Source organism: Variovorax raffinosi (assembly GCF_051216615.1).
Lineage (GTDB): Bacteria > Pseudomonadota > Gammaproteobacteria > Burkholderiales > Burkholderiaceae_C > Variovorax.
Genome location: NZ_JBPJZR010000001.1, coordinates 1003034 through 1023584, shown reverse-complemented (window position 1 = coordinate 1023584; position 20551 = coordinate 1003034). Strand labels below are relative to the sequence as shown.

The 20551-nt window shown below is 66.5% G+C and carries 19 protein-coding genes and 1 pseudogene; 6 read left to right on the top strand and 14 right to left on the bottom strand.

The genetic code is table 11. From position 1 onward, the window contains the following. Positions 1-25: 25 nt before the first annotated feature. The 3 genes from ACSFB7_RS04845 to ACSFB7_RS04835 form a co-directional block, all read right to left on the bottom strand. Positions 26-664: a CDP-alcohol phosphatidyltransferase family protein gene (locus tag ACSFB7_RS04845; RefSeq protein ID WP_435467564.1), complete on the bottom strand. Its 639-nt coding sequence runs from the start codon at positions 662-664 to the stop codon at positions 26-28. Between the two features lie 121 nt (positions 665-785). Then, entirely contained in the window at positions 786-1526 is a 741-nt protein-coding gene (locus tag ACSFB7_RS04840; protein WP_435467562.1) for a glutamine amidotransferase, read from the bottom strand. Positions 1527-1560: 34 nt separating this feature from the next. Next, a complete protein-coding gene (locus tag ACSFB7_RS04835; protein WP_435467560.1) occupies positions 1561-2460 on the bottom strand; it encodes a LysR family transcriptional regulator in 900 nt (299 codons plus the stop codon). A gap of 155 nt (positions 2461-2615) precedes the next feature. Here ACSFB7_RS04835 and ACSFB7_RS04830 point away from each other — a divergent pair, with 155 nt between their 5' ends. The 3 genes and pseudogenes from ACSFB7_RS04830 (at position 2616) to ACSFB7_RS04820 (ending at position 5714) form a co-directional block, all read left to right on the top strand. After that, complete coding sequence (locus tag ACSFB7_RS04830; RefSeq protein WP_435467558.1) at positions 2616-3767, top strand: CaiB/BaiF CoA transferase family protein; 1152 nt, start codon at positions 2616-2618, stop codon at positions 3765-3767. Next, a complete protein-coding gene (locus tag ACSFB7_RS04825; RefSeq protein WP_435467556.1) occupies positions 3760-4704 on the top strand; it encodes a hydroxymethylglutaryl-CoA lyase in 945 nt (314 codons plus the stop codon). The genes ACSFB7_RS04830 and ACSFB7_RS04825 overlap by 8 nt, the downstream gene beginning before the upstream one ends. Before the next feature lie 62 nt (positions 4705-4766). Then, a pseudogene (locus ACSFB7_RS04820) lies at positions 4767-5714 on the top strand (Bug family tripartite tricarboxylate transporter substrate binding protein). Between the two features lie 12 nt (positions 5715-5726). Here ACSFB7_RS04820 and ACSFB7_RS04815 read toward each other — a convergent pair. From ACSFB7_RS04815 to ACSFB7_RS04790, 6 genes are all read right to left on the bottom strand, one after another. Further along, complete coding sequence (locus ACSFB7_RS04815) at positions 5727-6503, bottom strand: DeoR/GlpR family DNA-binding transcription regulator (protein ID WP_435467554.1); 777 nt, start codon at positions 6501-6503, stop codon at positions 5727-5729. A gap of 102 nt (positions 6504-6605) precedes the next feature. Beyond that, positions 6606-8720 carry a phosphocholine-specific phospholipase C gene (locus tag ACSFB7_RS04810; RefSeq protein WP_435467552.1) on the bottom strand — a complete coding sequence of 705 codons (2115 nt, stop codon included), beginning with the start codon at positions 8718-8720 and terminating at the stop codon, positions 6606-6608. A gap of 8 nt (positions 8721-8728) precedes the next feature. Beyond that, positions 8729-9019, bottom strand: coding sequence for a hypothetical protein (locus tag ACSFB7_RS04805; protein WP_435467550.1), 291 nt, complete (start codon positions 9017-9019; stop codon positions 8729-8731). Positions 9020-9031: 12 nt separating this feature from the next. Further along, a complete protein-coding gene (locus tag ACSFB7_RS04800; protein WP_435467548.1) occupies positions 9032-11098 on the bottom strand; it encodes a LamG-like jellyroll fold domain-containing protein in 2067 nt (688 codons plus the stop codon). A gap of 275 nt (positions 11099-11373) precedes the next feature. Beyond that, positions 11374-11907 carry an SRPBCC family protein gene (locus ACSFB7_RS04795; protein WP_435467546.1) on the bottom strand — a complete coding sequence of 178 codons (534 nt, stop codon included), beginning with the start codon at positions 11905-11907 and terminating at the stop codon, positions 11374-11376. A 40-nt stretch (positions 11908-11947) separates the two neighbouring features. Next, positions 11948-12289 carry an ArsR/SmtB family transcription factor gene (locus ACSFB7_RS04790; RefSeq protein ID WP_435467544.1) on the bottom strand — a complete coding sequence of 114 codons (342 nt, stop codon included), beginning with the start codon at positions 12287-12289 and terminating at the stop codon, positions 11948-11950. 177 nt (positions 12290-12466) lie between these two features. Here ACSFB7_RS04790 and bla point away from each other — a divergent pair, with 177 nt between their 5' ends. After that, a complete protein-coding gene (bla, locus tag ACSFB7_RS04785; protein ID WP_435467542.1) occupies positions 12467-13357 on the top strand; it encodes a class A beta-lactamase in 891 nt (296 codons plus the stop codon). 100 nt (positions 13358-13457) lie between these two features. Then, positions 13458-14072 (top strand): DUF4337 domain-containing protein, encoded by a 615-nt coding sequence (locus ACSFB7_RS04780; RefSeq protein ID WP_435468084.1) that lies wholly within the window; start codon positions 13458-13460, stop codon positions 14070-14072. Between the two features lie 42 nt (positions 14073-14114). Here ACSFB7_RS04780 and trhA read toward each other — a convergent pair whose 3' ends face one another. From trhA to ACSFB7_RS04765, 3 genes are all read right to left on the bottom strand, one after another. Continuing rightward, positions 14115-14738, bottom strand: coding sequence for a PAQR family membrane homeostasis protein TrhA (gene trhA, locus ACSFB7_RS04775; protein ID WP_435467541.1), 624 nt, complete (start codon positions 14736-14738; stop codon positions 14115-14117). Positions 14739-14773: 35 nt separating this feature from the next. Further along, positions 14774-16171, bottom strand: a complete 1398-nt coding sequence (locus ACSFB7_RS04770; protein WP_435467539.1) for a glycerophosphodiester phosphodiesterase family protein — start codon at positions 16169-16171, stop codon at positions 14774-14776. A gap of 196 nt (positions 16172-16367) precedes the next feature. Further along, positions 16368-16892, bottom strand: coding sequence for an O-acetyl-ADP-ribose deacetylase (locus ACSFB7_RS04765; RefSeq protein WP_435467537.1), 525 nt, complete (start codon positions 16890-16892; stop codon positions 16368-16370). 247 nt (positions 16893-17139) lie between these two features. On the opposite strand from ACSFB7_RS04765, the gene ACSFB7_RS04760 reads away from it, so the two are divergent. Next, on the top strand, positions 17140-18135 hold the full coding sequence (locus tag ACSFB7_RS04760) for a sialic acid TRAP transporter substrate-binding protein SiaP (protein ID WP_435467535.1): 996 nt from the start codon (positions 17140-17142) through the stop codon (positions 18133-18135). Positions 18136-18466: 331 nt separating this feature from the next. On the opposite strand, the gene ACSFB7_RS04755 is transcribed toward ACSFB7_RS04760, so the two are convergent. Next, the gene (locus ACSFB7_RS04755; protein ID WP_435467534.1) at positions 18467-19345 is read right to left on the bottom strand and encodes a sugar phosphate isomerase/epimerase family protein; all 879 of its coding nucleotides are present in this window, start codon (positions 19343-19345) and stop codon (positions 18467-18469) included. An 8-nt stretch (positions 19346-19353) separates the two neighbouring features. After that, positions 19354-20541 (bottom strand): dihydrodipicolinate synthase family protein, encoded by a 1188-nt coding sequence (locus ACSFB7_RS04750; protein WP_435467532.1) that lies wholly within the window; start codon positions 20539-20541, stop codon positions 19354-19356. Positions 20542-20551 lie beyond the last annotated feature (10 nt).

The window sequence follows — 20551 nt, the reverse complement described above, 5'->3', positions numbered from 1 at the left end:
TTGTTCGTCGGTACGAGGGGGCGGATCAGAACTTGGGAATGCGCAGGGTCTTGCTGATCATCAGCGTGCCCGAAAGCGCGAACAGCAGCACGAGCGGATGCAACTGCCACGGGCCGATGACCCAGGCGCCGCCCCACACGGTTTCGCCGATGCGGCCCTGCCATGCCGCATACGCGAGCACGCCCACCAGCACCACGCTGGTCGGAATGGGCGTGCCTTCGAAATACTTCACCTTGTCGGCGCCTTCGGACAGTGCCTCGGCCGTGACGTTGTAGCGCGCGAGCCGGCTCACGCCGCAGCCCACGAAATAGATCAGCAGCACGCAGTCCCAGCCGCCGTTCAGGCCGGCGGCGAAGGCCAGCGCGGCGGGTGCCACGCCGAACGAGATGATGTCGGCCAGCGAGTCCAGCTCACGCCCGAGCGCCGAATGCGTCTGGCGCCAGCGCGCGATGCGGCCGTCGAACACGTCGAAGATGAAGGCGGCCGGCGCAAGGGCTGCCGCCCAGAGGAACTGCGCGAGCGACTGGCTCGCCATGAAGGCCATGGCAAGAAACACCGCGCCCACGCCGCAGGCTGCGTTGCCGAGCGTGAACGCGTCGGCCAGGTGGAAGCCCCGGATCATCGAGAAATGCTTGCGGACCGGTGCGGAATCGGGAGAGTTCATGAGAGAAAGATGCTGGGTCGTCTGGGCGTCGGTGCCCGGGAAATGCCCCGCACCTTAACCCAGGCACCGGGCATATTTTGTAGTCGCGGTCCTATACCGCAATGCCGGGAAAGCGCGGGTGTCAGGCGCCCTGGCGCGCTTCGGCAATCCGGGCGAAGCGCCCGAGCACTTGCGCGGCGCTGTCGGTGGCGATCACGCGCTCGCGCAGCGCGACGGGGTCGGTGCCCTCGGCTTTCAGGTCGGCGGCCAGCATGTCGATGTAGCCGCGCATCGCATCGGCATCGAACTCGGGATGGAACTGCACGCCCCAGGCCTGTTCGCCGATGCGAAAGGCCTGCACTGGCTCGTGCTCGCTGCCGGCCAGCCGCACCGCGCCCTCGGGCAGGCGCAGCGCGCTCTGCCAGTGCACCACGTTGGCCGGAAACTGTGCGGGCAGGCCGCGCAGCAGCGGATCGGTGGCGGCGGCTTCATTCAGCGTGACGGTGACCGTGCCGACCTCCGCGCCCCGCGGATGGTTGCCCGCCTCGCCGCCGAGCGCATGCGCGAGCAACTGATGCCCGTAGCAGATGCCCAGCACCGGCGTGCCATGCGCCACGAGTTGCGCGAGCCATGCGGCCGTTGTTTCGCTCCACGGTTCCCGGTGCGACACCATCGCATGCGAACCGGTGATGACCACGCCGGACACGGCTTCGGGCGTGGGCAGGGCGTCGCCCCGGCGCGGATCGACCACCAGCATCGGCAGCGTCTGCGAGGCCAGGCCGTCGGCGATCCAGTTCTCGAAGTCGCCGCGTTCAGCGCGAAGGGCCGCGAAGGTGTCTCCGAGCTTGACGATGACGAGTGGAAGCGGGTACTTGTTGTCCATGCCCGAGATCATGCCGCAGCCGCAGGCGTCGATTTCAGCGAGTGGCTTCGCGGCGGTGCAGCAGGTCCATGAAGGCGCGCCCCACCGGCGACGGCGAGCGGCCCGCCCGCGTGATCAGTCCGATCGGCCGCGACATCGCAGGGCGCTGCAGCGGTACCGTGACCAGTTCGTCGTTCTTCGTGAGCTGCAGCGCGAGCCGGGGCAATGCGGTCAGCCCCAGCCCGGCCGCAACGAGCGCGCCCGCAGCGGCCACGCTCGGGTATTCGAGCGCCGGCACCACCTGCAGGCCGCGCTGCAGGAAGGCCGCATCGGTGATCGGGCGGATGCTGCTCCTGAAGCCGCTGGCAATGAAAGGCCGGCCCGTGAAGACCGACCACGCCGCCGAGGCGCGGCCCGCCAGCGGATCGTCGTGCCGGCACAGCAGCACGAAGGGGTCGTCGATCAGGTGCCGGTAGAGCATCGGCTCCTGCGGGCCGGGGCGCACGCTGATGCCGAAGTCGGCGCGCCCTTCATCGACCGCCGAGCGCACCTGTTCGGCCGGTCCTTCGATCAGCGAAAACGCAACCTGCGGATACAGCGTGCGGAACTCGGCGATGGCCTTCGGCAACAGCGCAACGCCGGTCGACGGCAGTGCGGCAATCGTCAGGTGGCCGCTGCGGCCTTCGAGAAACTGCGACAGCTCGCTGAACGAGCTGTTGAAGTTTTCAAGAATGCGCAGCGCAATCGGCAGCAACTCGCGCCCGGCCGGCGTGAGTTCCACGTGCCGGGTGTCTCGGTCGAACAGCCGCGCACCGGCCAGCGTTTCGATGATGCGCACGGTGCGGCTCAGTGCCGGTTGCGATACATGCAGCGCCTGTGCTGCGGCGCGGAAGTTCGATGTCCTGGCGACTTCGACGAAGGCTTCCAGTTGCTGCAATGTGATGTCGACTCGCACCGGCCGTCTCCTGCGCCTTCTTTCCGATTGATCCATTCAAGGTATCACAGATATAGAAATATTGTCCTTCCCATATCAATGAGCGAAGACCAGACTTCACAGCCATCGATGGAGACAAAGGCCCCGGGGCATCGAGCGGGCCTGTGAAAGCAAGCATGGAAAAAATACTGGAAGGCATCCGGGTGCTGGAACTCGGGCAGGTGCTGGCGGGGCCGTTTGCGGGCGCGATCCTTGCGGACCTCGGGGCCGATGTGATCAAGCTCGAACGCATCGAAGGCGGCGACGACGCGCGCCACATGGGGCCGGCCTTTCGCCACGGCGATGCGCTCAACTTCCATGTGTTCAACCGAGGCAAGAAGTCCGTCGCCATCGACCTCAAAAGCGCCGAGGGCATGGAGGTCTTCGGGCGGCTCGCGGCCGATGCCGACATCCTGATCCACAACCTGCGCCCCGGCGTCACCCGCTCGATGCACATCGACGGGCCGACGCTGTGCGCGCGTTATCCGCGCCTGATCTATTGCGAGATTTCCGCCTTCGGCCACACCGGGCCACTGAGCATGCAGCCGGGCTACGAGCCGCTCATACAGGCCTTCAGCGGGCTGTCGAGCATCAACGGCGGCCCCGACGATCCGCCGATGCGCACCGGCGCTTCGGTCTGCGACCAGGGCACGGGCATGTGGGCCGTGATCGGTGCGCTGGCGCTGCTGCAGCGTCGGCACCTCACGGGCAAGGGCGGTGTGGTCAGCGCCTCGCTGCTGGAAACCGCGCTGATCTGGACCGGCCAGAAGGCCGATGCCTATGCCAACGAAGGGCGCCTGCCGGAGCGCCACCGCTCGGGCCATCCGGGCTTCGTTCCCTACGAGGCTTTCGATACGGCCGATGCGCCCTTGCTGATCTGCTGCGGCAACGACCGGCTCTTTGCCAAATTCGCGCACGAACTCGGGCGCGACGACTGGACCACCGACGAGCGCTTTGCAACCAACAGGCTCAGGCTGCGCCACAAGGCAGCCTTGTTCGAGCAGATCGTGCCGCTGCTTCGCGCACAGACCCGCGCGCAATGGACGGCGAGGTTCACCGCCGCCGGGGTGCCCTGTGCGCCCGTGCACACCGTGCCCGAAGCCATCGCGCATCCGCAGGTCGAGGCGCTCGGCATGCTGCAGGCCGTGCCGGGCGAGGACTTCAGGCTGACGGCGTTGCCGTTGTCCATCGACGGCGTGCGGCCCGCACACCGCGCGGTCGCACCGCGCCTGGGCCAGCACAACCTGGAGTTCGGCGCGCCGGTGCCGCAAGGAGGCACGGATGTCTGATCTTCCACGTCGCGTGCATCTGCATGAAGAAGGCCCGCGCGAAGGCTTCCAGATGGAGGCCGGGCCGATCGCGTCGGCCGACAAGGTGCGCCTGATCGAAGCGCTGGCCCTCACGGGGCTCGAAGAAATCCAGTGCGTGTCTTTCGTCAACCCCGCACGTGTGCCCGGCATGGCCGACGCGGAGATCGTCGCCCGCTCGATCCGCAAGCGAGAGGGCGTGCGCTACACCGGCTTGTGGCTCAACCAGCGCGGCATGCAGCGCGCGATGGAAACCCCGCTCGACATCGAAGGCACGCTGAGCCTCGGCGCATCCGAAGCCTTCTCGGTGCGCAACAACGGCAAGGGAACAGCCGCGCTGCTCGATGCACAGCGCGCCACGTTGGCGTTCTGCGTCGAGCATGCAATTGCGGTGACCCGGGGCATCGTCACGACCGCCTTCGGCTGCAACCTCGAAGGCGCGATTTCTCCCGCCACGGTGGTCGAGCGCGTGTCGCAATTGCTGGGCCTGATGGACGAATTTGGCCTGCAACTGCCGATCCTGCGGCTGGCCGATACCGTGGGCTGGGCCCACCCGAACGCGATCGCATCGGTGGTAGGGGCCGTGCGCGAGCGTTGGCCGTCGCTGCGGCTCGGGCTGCACCTGCATGACACGCGCGGCACCGCGATGGCCAATGCACTGATGGGCCTGCAGATGGGCATCGACACCTTCGACAGCGCCTGTGCGGGCCTGGGCGGCTGCCCGTTCGCCGGGCACACCGGTGCGGCCGGCAACATCTGCACCGAAGACCTCGCGTTCATGTGCGAGGAGATGGGCATCGACACCGGTGTCGATCTCGAGGCGCTGATCGAATGCGCGCGGCTCGCCGAAGAGATCGTGGGCCATCCGCTGCCCGGGAAGCTCATGCGCGCCGGCACGCTGGGCAGGTTCCGGCACTGACTTCATTCAAAGAAAATTCCACAGGAGACAAAACCGTGCTGACCTACTTCCCACAACTTGGCATGCCGATGGCAATGGCTGCGGCCATGCTCTTCGCCGCTCCAGCGCAGGCCCAGCCATACCCCGCCAAGCCCATCACCATCGTCGTGCCCTTCGCGGCCGGCAGCGGCACCGACCAGCAGGCGCGCAGCATGGCGCAGGCGCTGGGTGCGGAATACAAGGTGCCCGTCATCGTCGACAACCGGGCCGGCGCCAGCGGCTTCATTGCCGCGCAGTACGTGGCGAAGGCGGTGCCCGACGGCTACACGATGCTGATGACGACCAACACCACGCACGCGGCCAACGAGCACCTGTTCAAGAAGCTGCCCTACGACCCGGTGAAAGACTTCACCCCGGTCACGCTGCTGTCCAAAGGCCACATGTTGCTGCTGGTGAATTCGGATTCGTCGATCAAGTCGGTGGCCGACCTGATCGCGGCCGCGAAGAAGTCGCCCGGCAAGCTCAACTTCGGCAGCGGCAGTTCATCCAGCCGCGTGGCCAGCGAATCGCTCAAGCAGATGGCGGGCATCGACGTGGTGAACGTGCCTTAGAAGAGCAACCCCATGGCCATCACCGACCTGCTGGGCGGGCAGGTCGACTTCATGTTCGCCGACGCGCCGACTGCATTGCCGCAGGTCAAGAGCGGCAAGCTGCGCGCACTGGCCGTGAGCGGCAACAAGCGACTGGCCGCGGTGCCGGTGCTGCCCACGGTGGAAGAGGCCGGCGTCAAGGGCTACGACATGTCGTACTGGACGGCGGTGTACCTGCCGCCCGGCGCACCGGCCACCATCACGAACAAGCTCAACGAAATGATGATCAAGGTGTCGGCCGCACCCGCCGTCGTGGCCTACCAGGCGACCACCAGCGGCGAAGCGGTCACCAGCACGCCCGAAGGCCTGGCGGTGTTCCAGGCGGCCGAGTCGCGCAAGTGGGGGCAGGTGATCCGGGCCGCGGGCATCGAGCCCGAGTAGCGCCCCGGTCCCTCAGGCAATGATCAGCTTGTTGCACGCCTTGCGCAGCGCCGGCAGGCCGGGCAGTTCGCGCGACTTGGCGTCGGTAACCACGACGTCGATCTCGGCAGTGCGCCTGTAGGTCACGCGGCTGGCCTGGCCGATCTTTGCGTGGTCGGCCACGATGACCACCTGCTGCGCCTGCTCGGCCATGGCCCGCGCGACCGCGGCTTCGGGGTGTTCGAAGCTCATCGCGCCGTACTTGGCATGCAGGCCCACCGGCGACAGCAGGGCCACGTCGGCGCGATAGCGGCGGATTTTTTCGACCGTGATGTCGCCGAGCGTGGCCTGGGTCTTCACGTCGATCTCGCCACCCAGCAGGATGGTCCGGTTGCCCGTCAGGCGCCCCTCGCTGGCACCCGCGAGCTTGAGCGCGATGCTCAGCGAGTTGGTGATGACCGTCATGCCGCTGAGCGTGGCGATCTCTTCCGCAAGGATCGACGTGGTGCTGCCCGCATCCAGAAAAACCGTCTGCCCCGGCTGCAGCAGCGCAATGGCGGCCTTGGCGATGGCGCGCTTTTCCCGCTGCCGTGCAACCAGCCGCACGGCCAACGGGGGTTCAGGCTCCGCGCTGGTGGCGATGGCACCACCGTGCACACGGCGCAGTTCGCCCAGGCCTTCGAGTTCGAGCAGGTCGCGACGCACCGTCTCGCGCGATACAGCGAGGTCCTGCACGATGCGGTCGACGCTCAGGCGCGAGAAAGTGGCGAGCAGGCTGCGAATGCGCAGGAATCGTTCTTCTTGGAGCATGGAAATGCCGGAGTGTGAAAGAAGGAATGGCGTCGGTCCGAAGACCGGCGCCATTGTGCCGACCGCAGCTCGCGCGCGGGCGGCAATGCAGTGAATTTCGCGTCAGGACAACACGCCCATCGCCGGATCGCTGATGCCGTCCGTGCCGGTTTCCACGCGGCCGGAAAAGCGCCGCAGGTAGCTCGTGCCGTCGCCGACATTGGCCGACACGCTGAAGTCGTACCAATGCTTGCTGAACGCGAGGTCCCATTTCTGCACCACGATCTGGCCGGGCGCGAGGGCGAAGTTCCACGGACCGTCGGTGCGGTAGGCGCTCGGCGTCACCGTCACATTGCAACTGATGTTGCCGATGTTGTGCATCTCCAGGTGCACGTCGCCATTGGCCGTGTCGTAGCAGACGCGGATTTCGGGCAGGCCGACACCGCCAGCGAGGGTGGTCGGCAGCTTGCCGCGGAAGCGGCGAAAGTAGCCGTTGGGCCCGAACACCGACAGGTCATAGCTTCCGTCCGAAGTCGGCGCCCAGCTGTCGTTGAGCTGCTTGCCGGGCTCCACCGTGTAGCGGCGCGGCACGTCGCCCAGCGACAGGTGGTTGTAGACATGAAAGACGGCACCGGCCTGGCCGGTGTTGCCGAACACCAGCCAGTACTTTTGCCCGTCGACGTCGGGCCGGCCGCTGGTGTGCAGTTCGTAGGGCAGCGCGCGCGAGTAGCGCACGCCGGTGTCTTGCAGCGCCATCGTGCCGGTGCCGGCCAGCGGGACCGGCACTGCAGGGAGTTTCTTTTGCTGCGTGATGATTGCATCGGCCGTCGTTCTGTCGATGGCCGGCCGTGCGGGCAGGTCGGCGTTGGGGGTCGCGAAGTTGAAGCAGGATGTGAGGTCGCCACTGACCGCGCGCCGCCATGCGCTGATGTTGGGCTCCATCACGCCGAAGCGTTGCTCCAGGAAACGCACGACGGAGGTGTGGTCGAAGACCTGCGAATTGACCCAGCCACCCTTGCTCCACGGCGACACCACATACATCGGCACGCGCCAGCCCATGCCGAACGGTGAGCCCTTGTAGGGGGCCTTCAGGTCGTTGCGTTCGCCCAGCGTCGACACGGTGCTCATGCCGGCGTCGCTGCCGTCGGCGTTGAGCGATGGAATGGCCGGTGGCGGCATGTGGTCGAAGTAGCCGTCGTTCTCGTCGAACATGATGAAGAGCACGGTCTTGCTCCACACGTCGAGCCTGGAGGTCAATGCCATGAGCACTTCCTCGGTGTACGCGGCGCCCCACACCGGGGACGACGGACCGGGGTGTTCCGAATACTTGGCCGGGGCCACGATCCAGCTGACCTGTGGCAGTTGGTCGTTCATCACGTCGGAAGTCAGGTCGGCCAGCGAGCGGGTGGTCAGTGCGCGCGCCTTCAACGTTTTCTGCGCGTCGGTCGGCTTCGTGGCGTAGTAGGCGTTGCGGTAGTTGGTGAAGCCTTCGACCGGGCTGTCGGTGTAGTTGTCATTCATGTCCTGGTAGATCTGCCAGGTCACGCCTGCTGCTTCCAGCCGTTCGGGGTAGGTGGTCCAGCTGTAGCCCGGCGCATTGGCCAGGTCTTCGTTGGTGTTGTCGATGGCCGGGCCGCCACCCAGGCCCAGCGGGTCGTTGGTGCCGGTCCAGAGAAAGAGGCGGTTGGAGTTGGTGCCGGTGAGTTCGCTGCAGTGGTAGGCGTCGCAGATGGTGAAGGCATTGGCCAGCGCGAACTGATAGGGAATGTCGGGCTGCTGGTAGTAGCCCAGCGCACGCGCGCTCTTGGCCGCCACCCACTGGTTCATGCGTCCGCCGTTCCAGGCCTGTTGTCCGTCGGACCAGCTGTGGTTCTGGCCAAGACCGATCTGCGCATTGTTGAGCGTGGTGTCGAAGTGAAGGGGCAGGAAGGTTCCGGCGCCCGTGGCGGCCGGCTGGTTCCAGACCGACTGGCCGTTGGACAGCGGCACCGGAAAGCGATCGCCGAAACCGCGCACGCCGCGCAGCGTGCCGAAGTAGTGGTCGAAGGAGCGGTTCTCCTGCATGAAGATCACCACGTGCTTGACGTCGGTGATGGTGCTGGTCTCCTGCGCGGCCGGCGCGGCCAGGGCCCGGCGGATGCCGGGAGGCAACAGGCTGAATGCGGCAGCGGCGCCTGCGGTGGTGGCTGCGCCGCGCAGGAAGCCGCGCCGGGAACTGGAAGTGTGCTTGTCTGTCATGGGCGGTCTCAGGGGGCGCAACGCACCGTCTCGGGACGACGGGCGGGTGGTTGGTCGGGCGTGGTGCCGGGTGGCGTCACGGCGTCCGGGGGCGGCCCGGCGGTGGCCGGGTCGTTGGGGGTGAGCACCACGCCGGGCTGAGGGGCGGTGGTGCCCGGTGTGACGGGGACGTTGAAGCCGCCCCCTCCGCTGCCGCCGCCGCAGGCGCTCAGTGCGGTGGCGGCGACAAGCGTCGCGACCGCAAGGAAGATGCGGCGGCCGGCGGCCTGGCGCAGGGTGTGCGTGGGTTCGTTGTGCATGCGTGTCTCCGATCAGGGAACCAGCGTGGTCAGCGAGGTGCCGGAGCGGGCGATCGACTCGATCTCCGTCGCGGTCAGCGCGCGCTTCCAGGTGCTGAATTCGCCGAAGTCGAAGCGGCCGCCGATGGTGTTGCTCGCGTTGCCGTTGCGGTAGTTGGGGCCGTAGCCACCGTCGCCGTCTTCGTTCAGCGTGAAGCTGCCGTTCAGGCCGTTGAGCGCGGCGACGAATTCAGCGGTCAGCGTTGCCGAAATGCTCTGCATGCCGTAGACGGGGTCGTACATGTAGTACGTCACCTTCAGGCCGGGTACGTCGACAGCCATGGCGACATACGCCCAGGTGTTGGCACTGAGGCTCAGATCCTTGTCACCCAGGCGTGCACCGCCGCGGCCGATGTTGAACCGCACCGCGCCGCCGTACTGGCCGATGGCCAGGCCTGCGTTGTCGCCGCTTTTCCAGTTCTTGTTCGACACGATCGGCATGCCCGAGCGGGTAGCGTCCGAGCGGAACCAGAAGCCGAAGGTGAAGGGCGCGGTGGTGCTGGTGACGCTGGCAGTGGGAATGCGGTAGCCGCCGTCGCAGGCCGTGCAGACGGTCGGGCCGGCGTAGTTGGTCGATTGCAGCGCAGTGTCCGTGCCGCCGAACGGGCCATCGCCCGCAGCGGTGTAGACGGGCAGGGCGCCGCTCACCCAGGGCGTGAAGAGCTGCGTGCCGTCGATGCGGTCGGCCAGCGTTTTCTTCAGCGCGAACAGGTGCGTGAGTCCTGTGGCCACGCTGGGCAACAGGACCACGGGCTTCACGTACTTGAGCGTGGCACGCAGCGACACCGGCACCTGGTCGGTGACCACCGTGTAGTTGTAGGTGAAGAAGCCACTGGCCGCAGGTGCCATGGTGGTGTCTTCGAACCCGAGCGCGTTGCCTGGCAGTGTTGCCACGGCCGTGCCGTCGCGCATCACCGTGATGGCGGCGGGCGTCGAGGGCAGGGTCCATGCCAGTTGGATGCCGTTGGACTTCTTGTTCGTCGCGGCGGAGAGCTGGCGCACACCGGCCGCACCGGCCAGCGGACTGCCGTCGATGACGTACTTGTCGGCTGCAGGGCGTGCCGAGAGATGCGTCAACACGGTGGGAGCGATGTCGGTTGCTGCCGCGTAGGCGTACCAGGGCTCGATGGCGACGGGCAATGCAGCGGGCGCAGCCATTGCCAGGTTGACGGGCTTGTTGAGCGCGATGACCGTCGCAAGGTTCGACGGCACCGGAATGCCGTCGGCCACGCCGGTCGCACCCAGGCCGTGCGTGGTGGTGACGATCACCATCCAGTCTTCATTCGGCTGCGCCGCGCGGCGCTTGGCGAGCGAGGCCTTGAGCTTCGTGATCTGCGCGTCGACCTGTGCCAGCGCGTTCTGGTAGTCGTTGCCGTAGCCGGCCACGTCCGCCACCTGTGCGGGGCCCTGGTAGTCGGCCACGATCAGGTCGTAGCTGCCGCCCTCGATGGCCGCCGATGCTTCGGACGACACGCAACTGTCGTTGCCTTCGCAGTCCTTCGCCAGGTCCAGGTAGCCCGCGGCCTTGTCGGCGCGCAGCAGTTGCGGCAGGCCGCTCCAGCTTGCGATGGCGGCGGTACGCGCCGTGGCGCGGCTTTGCTTGAGCAGCTTGAAGACGGTGTCGGCCTTGAAGCTCTGGCCGTCGTAGTTGGAGCGGATCTCGTGGCGATCGGCCCATGTGCCCGTCAGCAGCGTGGCCCATGCGGGGCCGTCGGTCGGCTGCTGTTGCGTGGTCTTGCCCTTGATGCCGCCGGTGTAGGCGGGGAGCACCGTGCCGAGCCCTTGCAGCGACGGCATGCGGGCGCCGGCCAGCGCCTGTTGCAAGGCGTCGTACTGCACGCCGTCGATGCCGATGACCAGCGCCTTGCCTTGCGGTGCAGGGCCGGGGGCAGGAGCGGGCGCAGGGGCCGGCGCGGGCGCCGGTGCGGGCGGAAAGGGGAAGGCGGGCGTCGAGCCTCCACCGCCGCCACAGGCGGCCAGCAGAAGCAACGGGCTCAAGCTCAGGGCGGCGCGCGCGAGGCGGCCTCTCAGTGTTTTCATCAGGGAACTCCGGCAAGAGGAAGACGCCGGACAGATCGACAGGATCTGCCCGGCCACGAATGACCACGTGGCCGTTTGCGGAAATTCGCAAATTGCATTCACCTGCAGTTGTGCAGATGTCAGTGATTTGCAATAAATGCCACAAACGCAACCAATGCCGCGGATGGTGCGTGCCTCAAGTGACAGTGCTTTGACAACTTCGATAAAAGCTTGGTTTCCAAATGAAACGGGGCCCGAAGGCCCCGTGCAGGAGAACGTCGCGCCCGTTCGCGCGGTCAGCGGATGTGCGCTTCGTACGCCTTCTCGACTGCCTCCAGATTCGTCCAGAAACCTTGCGGCCTGTCCCCCTGCAGCACATCGATGAGCACATCCAGATGCGCATGCCAGCCTCCCGCGACGCTGAGCGTTTCCTTGCGGTCGGCCAGGCGTCGATGCGTGAGCACGAGCCGCGTGCCGTTGCCTTCAGGCGTGAGTTCGAACGTGACTTCCGATGGCGCCGGGTCTTCGTCCCAACTGATCGTCAACAGCGTCGGCGGCTCGCTTCGAAGCAGCCGCGACTTCTGCAGATGGGGCTTGCGGTAGCCCGCGAAGCGCTCGGGCGCTTCCTCGTCGGTGAGCCTCGTGTGTTCGAAGCGCAGCTCGAAGACGCCGCCGATCTCTTGTGTCATGGTGCCGCCGGCCAGCCATGTGGCGCGCTTGTCGGGGTCGGTGAGATAGGCCCAGACACGTTCGATGGGCGCGGCCAGCGTGCGCTCCATCCGCAGGGTGCCGGGCTCGATCAGTTGGCCGAGGCTGTGCTTGGTCTTCATGTGCTTGTGCTCCTTGGGTGTGAGGGAAGAAGAAAGAAGATCACTCGGGGGACCCGGCGTCTCGCTGCAGCTCCTGCGCGAGTGCGTCCAGATGGTGGTTCCAGAAGCTTTCGCAGTGGCGCAGCCAGGCGTTGGCCGAAGCCAGTGCTGCCGGCTCCAGTCGGCAGACGTGCGCGCGGCCGTGCACGGTGCGCGAGACGAGGCCCGCGCGCTCCAATGTCTTCACATGCTTGGAGGCCCCCGCGAAAGACATGCGAAACGGCGCGCCCAATTCGCCCACGCTGCACTCCCCATGGGACAGCAACTGCAGCATGGTGCGACGCGTGCTGTCGGCCAGGGCCTGGAATACGGCGTCGAGCCGTTCGTCGTCTAGTTCAACCATGAGGTTGAATATAGATGCCCTTGCCGATTCATTCAACTCATCGGTTAAATGAAGCCCTTGCCGTTACAGGGGATACACCCGGGACGCACAACGCTTGCGGGTTGCTGGAATACCGAAGGCCGCGCTCCTACGATGCGTTTCATCACTTCATCCACCCCGTCCAAGAAAGAAAAACGAATGAACTCTCCCGTCCAGCGTCGCACCCTGTTGCTCGCCGCTTCCGTGCTGCCCCTGGCCAGCGCCTGCTCCGCGTGGTCGCAGAAGGGGCCGCAGTCATCGGCCGAGGCGCAACTTGCCGCGCTCGAAAGTGCCTCGGGCGGCCGCCTCGGCGTGGTGGCCTTCAACACCGGCAGCGGTGCGCGCGTGCAGCACCGGGCGCACGAGCGCTTTCCGTTCTGCAGCACCTTCAAGCTGATGCTGTCCGCCGCCATCCTCGAGCGCAGCGCGAAGGACGCCAGCCTGTTCGCGCGCCGCGTGAACTACAGCAAGGGCGACCTCGTCAGCTATTCGCCGGTCACCGAGAAGAACATCGCCACCGGCATGACGGTGGCCGAGCTGTGTGCGGCCACCGCGCAGTACAGCGACAACGGCGCAGCCAACCTGCTGCTGAAGATACTGGGCGGGCCGCCCGCATTGACAGCGTTCGCGCGCAGCATCGGCGACCAGACCTTCAGGCTCGATCGATGGGAGACCGAACTGAACACCGCCATTCCCGGCGACCTGCGCGACACCACCACGCCGGCTGCCATGGCCGACAGCGTGCAGCGACTGGTGCTGGGCGATGCATTGGGCGCAGCGCAGCGCGAGCAGCTCCAGACCTGGCTGCTGGGCAACACCACCGGCAAGGAACGCTTCCTGGCCGGCGTGCCCGCGGGCTGGAAGGTGGGCGACAAGACCGGGTCCGGCGACTACGGCACCACCAACGACATCGGCGTGCTGTGGCCGCCGGCCGGTGCGGCGCCGCTGGTGATCGCGGTTTACCTGACGTTCCCGGAGAAGGATGCGAAGGCGCGCAACGATGTCATTGCCTCGGCCACGCGCATCGTGGTTGCCGCGCTGGCGGGCTGAGATCGTTCCGAGGAGGGGCGGCGAGCCGGCAGTCACAAGGCCGACTGCCGGACCGGGCATACTCGCGCGCGCTCTTCCCCGCGACTTCAACAAGGACTCCATGTCAGGACACGGCTTTCACGTGCACGGCCCGCACGACCACGAACTTGAACACGCCGCATCCGGCGATCACAACAGTCACGGCGACAAAGCGGAAAAGCATGCCGGCGGCATGAGCATGACGAGCAAGATCGCGGTGTGCACCGCGGTCATCGCCACCGTCGGCGCGATCTTTTCGTACATGGGCGGCGCCACGCAGGCGAACGCCGGGATCTACAAGAACAACGCCGCGATCAAGAAGACCGAGGCGTCGAACCAGTGGAATTACTTCCAGTCGAAAAGCACCAAGCAGGCGCTGGCCGAGTTCGCGCGCGACACGTCGAGCGACGAGCGCAGGAAGGGCTGGCAGGACAAGGTGGCGCGCTATGAACAGGAAAAAACCGAGATCCAGGCCGCGGCCAGAAAACTGGAGAGCGAAGCGAGCCGCTGGGATTCGCAGTCCGATGAGCAGATGCACCAGCACCATCGCTGGGCCCAGGCCACCACGGTCCTTCAGGTGTCGATCGCGCTTGCCGCCATTGCCCTGCTGACGAAGAAGAAGTGGCTGGAGCGCGCCATGTTCGGCGTGGCGGTTGCCGGGCTGGCAGTGGGCGTATTGGCGGCGCTTCACATCTAGCGCCCTGACGGCGCCGGGCCAGCCTCTTTCAAAGCGCGTTGGCTACAGCACGAACCATCCCACAGCCACGTAGTGGCTCGCCGTCCCTGCCAGCACGAACAGGTGCCACGCACCATGCGCATGCCTGAACCCCTGGCGGTTGCGATAAAAGACGGTGCCGGCGGTGTAGAGCACGCCGCCGATCAGCAGCCACGCCAGCCCCGCGCCTTCGAGCCGCGCGGCCAACGGCACAGCGGCCAGAACGCCGAGCCACCCCATGCCGATGTACAGCGGCAGCGAAGGCTTCTTGGGTGCGTTGTCCTTCGCCGGTGCCAGCTCGCGCCAGATGCCGAAGAGCGCCGCGCCCCAGATCGTGGCGAGCAACAGTCCGCCCCACACGCCCTGCAGCGTGACCAGCGCAAAGGGCGTGTAGGTCCCGGCGATCAGCAGGTAGATCGCGCAATGGTCGGCCTGCTCCCACACCCGCTTGAGACGGCCGCGCGTGCTGTGGAAAAGCGTGGATGCCGCATACAGCACCACGGCCGAGAGCGAGAACACCAGCGCTCCCGCGATGCGCGCGGGGTCGCCGGTGGGCACGGTCTTGACGAGCAGCAGAGCGGTCGCGGCCAGTGCAAGCAGCAGGCCGAACAGGTGGCTGTATCCGTTGAGCCGTTCGCCTCGGTACATGGTGAGATGTGTGCCGCCTGCCGCGCTGTTTCGCGTCAGCGGCCCGTTTCCTTCAGGTAGGCGCTGCGCGCCGCAAAAGCGGTGTTGGCGAAGTCGGAGAACACGCCGTCGATGCCCGCGCGGAAATACAAGAGGTACTCGGCCGTCGGGTCGCCCTTGTACAGGCCTGCGAGGTACTTGGCTTCGTTGCGGAAGGTGTAGCTGTGCACGAACAGGCCGGCCTTGTGGGCGTCGGCGATCAGGCTCGTGGGCTTGACGGTGTTCACGTCGGCCAGGCCCTTGTTGGTGGCGGTGAAGGGCACGATGGTGTGCGCCATGACCTGCGGCTTCCACGGGCCAATGCCGTCGGCATAAGTCTTGACGTTGGCCAGCCCGGCGGGCGTGAGCATCTCGCCGAAGAACTTCGGATTGCCGGCCAGAGTCCAGCTGTAGGGGCGGCCGTCGACGAAGGTGTAGTCGTCGTTGGTGACGTAGATCATCGCGCCGGTCTTGTAGTCGACGTCGTTGCCGTCCACCAGTTGCACCGCGCGGGCCTGCATGCCGGCCGAGCGCAGGTACTTCAGGCTCTCGGGCTCGAAGCTCTGCACGAAGATCGGTGCGTCCTTGCGGTTCAGGTCGTTCGATTTCATGATCTTGAGCAGCGCGTCTTCCAGCGGATGGCTGCCCGCCGGGCCGCAGCCGTTGGCGATGGCCTGCGCGTTGTTCCAGATCGGGTTCTTGGTCTCCGGGTACACAGTGAGCGTGCGGCCGGTGGCGTCGCTCTTGGCCTTGGCGATGTCGATGATTTCCTGGAAGCTCAGGATCGGCAGCTTGCCGTTGAGGTTGGTGGGGCGCTGGTCCCTGGCGTCGTAGGTGGTGCCGGCAATCCACTGCTTGAGTTCGGCCATCGTGAAGTCGGTGATCGACCAGTCGTTGGTGTGGTCCTCGCCATCGACAACCAGCGACTTGAGCACGGACTTCGGATCGTTGGGGTCGGTCAGGTCGCTCTTGTATTGCGCCGGGCCGTTCTCGGGTGTCACCGGGTACTTCACGTTGACCAGCACGGGCGGCACGGTGCGCTTGCGGGCTGCGACGGTGCTGTTGGTCTTGGCAACGTCCGCGATGTTGGTGTTGTCGCTGAGCCAGGGGTTGTGGCGGGCGACGAGCACGCAGTCCTTGGTGAGATGCAGGTCGGTTTCGAGCGAATCCGCGCCGGCATCGGCCGCGCCTTCGTAGGAGGCCCTGGTTTCTTCAGGGAACAGGCCGGGCAGGCCGCGATGACCGATGACCAGCGGCTTGGCGCCATCGAGCGTGGCCAGCGGCGTGGGCGCCGGCGTTGGAAACGAGATGCCGTCGCCACCACCGCCGCAGGCAGCAAGGACGAGGCTGCCGCCCAGGGCCAGCGCGGCGGCGCGCAGGGGTCGGAGCGCGGGCGCGCGAACGGTCTTTGTCATGGTGTTTTCGATTGTTTGAAGAGGTCCAAAGGCCGGCGGATGCTAGGTTTGGCCCGTGACGGCACGGTGACCGGCGGGCTGCCTGTGTGGCAGCCGAGTTGAATCTCAGCGCCCAGGCTGGGTGCCTGCCAGCACGGGCTGGAAGAACGCGCCATCGATGCGCCTGACGTTTGCCAGCCCTGCCTCGCGCATGTGCTCACTGCTGACCGGTTTCGCCGCGAAGTGCCGCTTCGTAGACCGCGAGGTCGCCCGGCGAGAAGCAGCAGAAGACGACCTCCCGGATCGATGTCGTTCCCTGGACCGCGGCGCGCACAGTGCGCACGGCAAGCCCGGCCGCCAGCTCGACGGGATAGCCGTAGATGCCTGTGCTGATGCTCGGAAATGCAATGCTGCCGACGCCGTGTTCGAGCGCAAGCGCCATCGAGCGCTGATAGCACGACGCGAGCAGCTCGGGCTCTCCTGCCGTCCCGCCACGCCACACCGGGCCCACCGTGTGAATGATGTATCTGGCCGGCAGTCGATAGCCTTTGGTCAGCTTGGCATTGCCGGTCTTGCAGCCGCCGAGCAGGCGGCATTCATGCACGAGGTCGGGGCCTGCCGCGCGATGGATCGCGCCGTCCACGCCACCGCCGCCAAGCAATGAGGAGTTGGCTGCGTTGACGATGGCATCGACCTGCAGTGTCGTGATGTCGGCGCGAATGGCGCGAAGGGCGGTTGTCATGGTTGGGCTCGCCATCGTAGCGAGTGGCGCCGGTGATCGCGGTTCGCGCCATCTACCGGCATCGCGCCCGCAAGCAGCCCGAGCCGGAAGGCGTCAGGCAGCGCAAACCCGGGTCGGGCAAACCCGCTTCCAGCCCCTGTTGCATATCCTTACGATTCGCTCGCCGGGGTTGTCGCCCGGTGTCCGCCCCGGGCGATGGCGCCGATCTTGCAAGGGGCAGGGCTGTTCTCAACCCGAGGGAGAGTCCATGAAAAACATCTTGCCGTGGCGCCGAGCCGCAATCCTGTTGCTGCTGGCGGCGGGCAGCGCAATGGCCGCGCAGGCGCAGGTGCTGCAGTTGAAGTGGGGCCATGTGTACGAGCCGACCAGCATCTTCCATCAGCAGGCGGAGCTGGCGGCCCGCAAGATCGCGGAGCAGTCCGACGGCAAGATCAAGATCGAGGTGGTGGCGTCTTCCAAGCTGGGGCAGGAGGCCGACTATCCGCTGATGCTGGCGAACGACTCGATGCAGATCGCCTACGTCGGCCAAGCCACGCTGGCCGAGGGCTATCCGCCGTTGAGCCTGGGAAGCTATCCCTTCGCCTTCAAGGACCTCGACCACATGCGCAAGTACCTCGCGAGTCCGCTGCTGGCGGACTTGATGAAGGGCTACAACGCGAAGAGCGGGAACCGGATGGTGGCTTCTGTGTACTACGGCGCCCGGCAGGTCACGTCGACCAAGCCACTGCTGCGACCTGAAGACTTTCGCGACCTGCGCCTGTATGTGCCCGATGCATCGGCCTACCAGTTGTTCGCCACTGCGCTCGATGCCAAGCCGGTGACGCTGCCTTTCATGAATCTCTACAACGCGCTGAAGAAGGGCGAGGTCGAGGCGCAAGAAAACCCGTTGGGCACGGTCAAGGCGAAGAAGCTGTACGAAGTGCAGAAGTACGTGCAACTGACGGCCCACGTGTACGACACGCTGGGCATCGTGATCGGCAAGGCGGCGTGGGCCAAGCTGACGCCGCCGCAGCAGGCGATGGTGGAGAAGACGCTGGTGGAAACCGCGAAGTGGACCAACGTCGGCGTGATCGCGGGCGAGCTGGAAGACGAGCAGTTCCTGCGCAGCAAGGGCATGACGGTTTCGCCGGTCAACCGGCAGCTCTTCCTGGAGCGGATCGTCAAGCGTTCGACGCCGGAGCAATTGGGTGCGCGGCCGGGCGACTATGCGCGGCTGCAGGCTTTGGCGACTGGGGCGAACTAGGGCGCTTTTTTCATCGCGTTGTGCTTGTTTTTTCGCTGCTGCTGTTCAGGGCGACGCTCACGCCGACACGGTGCTCTTTTTCGCGAATGTCCCCCGCTTCGCTCCTCCTTTATTTCGCGAAAAAGAGCCCCGTATCGGCGCGAGCGTTGGACAGAGCAGTGGTTGATCAGCGGTACACCAGCCGCGTGTCCACGTGCGAATGGCACCAGGTGCTCCCCGCAGCGAAATAAAGGAGGAGCGAAGCGGGGGACATTCGCGGAGGGGAGCGCCTGGTGTCATTCGCACTCGCCCTGAACAAAAGCACCGCGAGCACATGCAACGGCAACGAAACCTAGACGGCTTGCTTGTGCCGCTCGATACACACGTCGAGCGTTTCGCTACCCGGCCGTTGCCACCAGTCGAGATTCGAGAAGATCTCGACCTCGCTGAACCCCGCAAAGCCCGCCTCTTCAACCCAGCCGCGGATCTTCCTCAGCTCGACCACGCCGTCCCCCATCATCCCGCGATCGGAAAGCAGGTCGCGCGTAGGCGTGAGCCAGTCGCAGACGTGATACGCCAGCAAACGCTCGCGGCCCGCGCGGGCGATCTGCTGCTGCAACTTCGGGTCCCACCAGACGTGATAGATGTCGAGCGCCACGCCCAGCATGCCGCTCTTGCCCGCGTCGAGTTCGTCGCAGATATCGAGCGCGTGTTCCAGCGTGTTGATGCACGCACGGTCGGCCGCCTGCATCGGGTGCAACGGTTCGATGGCGAGCGGCATGCCGACTTCGCGTGCGTATTCGAGTGACGCGGCAATGCCATCGCGCACCTCGCCGCGCGCGCGGGCAATGTCCTTGTAGGCTGCCTTGCCGTCGAGCGCGCCGGGCAGGGCTCCGACCACCAGCACGAGGCAGGGCGCGTCGAGCGTCTTCGCTTCGTCGATGGCACGGCGGTTGTCGTCCAGCGCGGCCTTCAGGCCTGCTGCATCGGCAGCGGGGAAGAAGCCGCCACGGCAGTAGCCCGAGAGGCCGATGTTGTGCGCCTTCAGCTGCTTCGCTACCTTGTCGAGCCCGACGGCCGCCACCTGGTCGCGCCAGGGGCTGATCGCGCGGATGCCGCGTTCGGCGCACTGGTCGATGATGCGGTCCAGCGGCACCTCGGCGCCCTGTTGCTTGCGCACCGTGGCGGTGTTGATCGACAGCCAGTCGTGGTTCTGCGAGAAGTCGCGCATGGGCTCGCTCAACCTTCCACGCCGTGCAGCGCGAGCAGCGTCTTCATGCGCTGCACCGCCAGCTCCGGCTGCTCCAGCAGGTTGGCCGCATCGGCCAGCCGGAACAGTTCGGCGAAGTGCGGCAGCGAGCGCGTGCTCTGCTGGCCGCCGACCATCGTGAAGTGCTTCTGATGGCCGTTGAGCCACGCCATGAACACCACGCCCGTCTTGTAGAAGCGCGTGGGCGCCGCGAAGATGTGGCGCGACAGCGGCACCGTGGGGCCGAGGATCGCGTGGAACTTCTCGGTGTTGCCCTGGGCCAGTGCGCCCAACGCGGCACTCGCTGCCGGTGCGATGGCGTCGAAGATGCCCAGCAGCGCATCGCTCTTGCCGTGCATTGGTTCGCTGCCGAAGCCGTCGCCCGCAATCAGCTCGGCGTAGTTGAAGTCGTCGCCGGTGTACATGCGAACGCCGCTTGGCAGCCGCCGGCGCATCGCGATCTCCTTGCCCTTGTCGAGCAGGGAGATCTTGATGCCGTCGACCTTGTCGGGGTGCGCGGCGATGATGCCCAGCGCCGTGTCCATGGCCGCATCGACATCCTTCGTGCCCCAGTAGCCTGCCAGTGCGGGGTCGAACATGTCGCCCAGCCAGTGCAGCACCACCGGCTGCTTCGCCTGGCTCAGGATGCGGTCGTACACGCGCTCGTAGTCGGCGGGGCTTTTCGCCACGCGGGCCAGGGCGCGGCTGGCCATCACGATCAGCTTGCCGCCTAGCGCTTCGATGGCGGCCATCTGTTCTTCGTAGCCGCGGATCACATCGTCGACGCTCTTCACGTCGTCGATGTTCAGGTGGTCGGTGCCGCAGCCCGAAGCCACCAGCGCGCCGGGCACGTCCTTCGCCGCGTCGAGCGAGCGGCGGATCAGTTCGAGCGAAGTCGGCCAGTCCAGGCCCATGCCGCGCTGTGCGGTGTCCATGGCCTCGGCCACGCCCAGGCCCAGCGAGAACAGGTGGCGGCGGTAGGCGATGGTGGTGTCCCAGTCGACCGCGCATTGCAGCCACGGGTCGATGGCCGCGAGCGGGTCGGCCACGACGTGCGCGGCCGAGTAGACGATGCGGTTGAACTTCACGCCCGCATCGGGCTTGGCCGGCGCGGTGCCGCGCAGCGCGTAGGGCGCGAGCGATCCGCTCGCGGTGGGAAGGGTCAGCGAAAGTGCCATGGCTTGTTCT

Coding starts and splice junctions, on each gene's coding strand:
- ACSFB7_RS04845 (WP_435467564.1), bottom strand. CDS start 664: ATGAACTCTCCCGATTCCGCACCGGTCCGCAAGCATTTCTCGATGATC.
- ACSFB7_RS04840 (WP_435467562.1), bottom strand. CDS start 1,526: ATGGACAACAAGTACCCGCTTCCACTCGTCATCGTCAAGCTCGGAGAC.
- ACSFB7_RS04830 (WP_435467558.1), top strand. CDS start 2,616: ATGGAAAAAATACTGGAAGGCATCCGGGTGCTGGAACTCGGGCAGGTG.
- ACSFB7_RS04825 (WP_435467556.1), top strand. CDS start 3,760: ATGTCTGATCTTCCACGTCGCGTGCATCTGCATGAAGAAGGCCCGCGC.
- ACSFB7_RS04815 (WP_435467554.1), bottom strand. CDS start 6,503: ATGCTCCAAGAAGAACGATTCCTGCGCATTCGCAGCCTGCTCGCCACT.
- ACSFB7_RS04810 (WP_435467552.1), bottom strand. CDS start 8,720: ATGACAGACAAGCACACTTCCAGTTCCCGGCGCGGCTTCCTGCGCGGC.
- ACSFB7_RS04805 (WP_435467550.1), bottom strand. CDS start 9,019: ATGCACAACGAACCCACGCACACCCTGCGCCAGGCCGCCGGCCGCCGC.
- ACSFB7_RS04800 (WP_435467548.1), bottom strand. CDS start 11,098: ATGAAAACACTGAGAGGCCGCCTCGCGCGCGCCGCCCTGAGCTTGAGC.
- ACSFB7_RS04795 (WP_435467546.1), bottom strand. CDS start 11,907: ATGAAGACCAAGCACAGCCTCGGCCAACTGATCGAGCCCGGCACCCTG.
- ACSFB7_RS04790 (WP_435467544.1), bottom strand. CDS start 12,289: ATGGTTGAACTAGACGACGAACGGCTCGACGCCGTATTCCAGGCCCTG.
- bla (WP_435467542.1), top strand. CDS start 12,467: ATGAACTCTCCCGTCCAGCGTCGCACCCTGTTGCTCGCCGCTTCCGTG.
- ACSFB7_RS04780 (WP_435468084.1), top strand. CDS start 13,458: ATGTCAGGACACGGCTTTCACGTGCACGGCCCGCACGACCACGAACTT.
- trhA (WP_435467541.1), bottom strand. CDS start 14,738: ATGTACCGAGGCGAACGGCTCAACGGATACAGCCACCTGTTCGGCCTG.
- ACSFB7_RS04770 (WP_435467539.1), bottom strand. CDS start 16,171: ATGACAAAGACCGTTCGCGCGCCCGCGCTCCGACCCCTGCGCGCCGCC.
- ACSFB7_RS04765 (WP_435467537.1), bottom strand. CDS start 16,892: ATGACAACCGCCCTTCGCGCCATTCGCGCCGACATCACGACACTGCAG.
- ACSFB7_RS04760 (WP_435467535.1), top strand. CDS start 17,140: ATGAAAAACATCTTGCCGTGGCGCCGAGCCGCAATCCTGTTGCTGCTG.
- ACSFB7_RS04755 (WP_435467534.1), bottom strand. CDS start 19,345: ATGCGCGACTTCTCGCAGAACCACGACTGGCTGTCGATCAACACCGCC.
- ACSFB7_RS04750 (WP_435467532.1), bottom strand. CDS start 20,541: ATGGCACTTTCGCTGACCCTTCCCACCGCGAGCGGATCGCTCGCGCCC.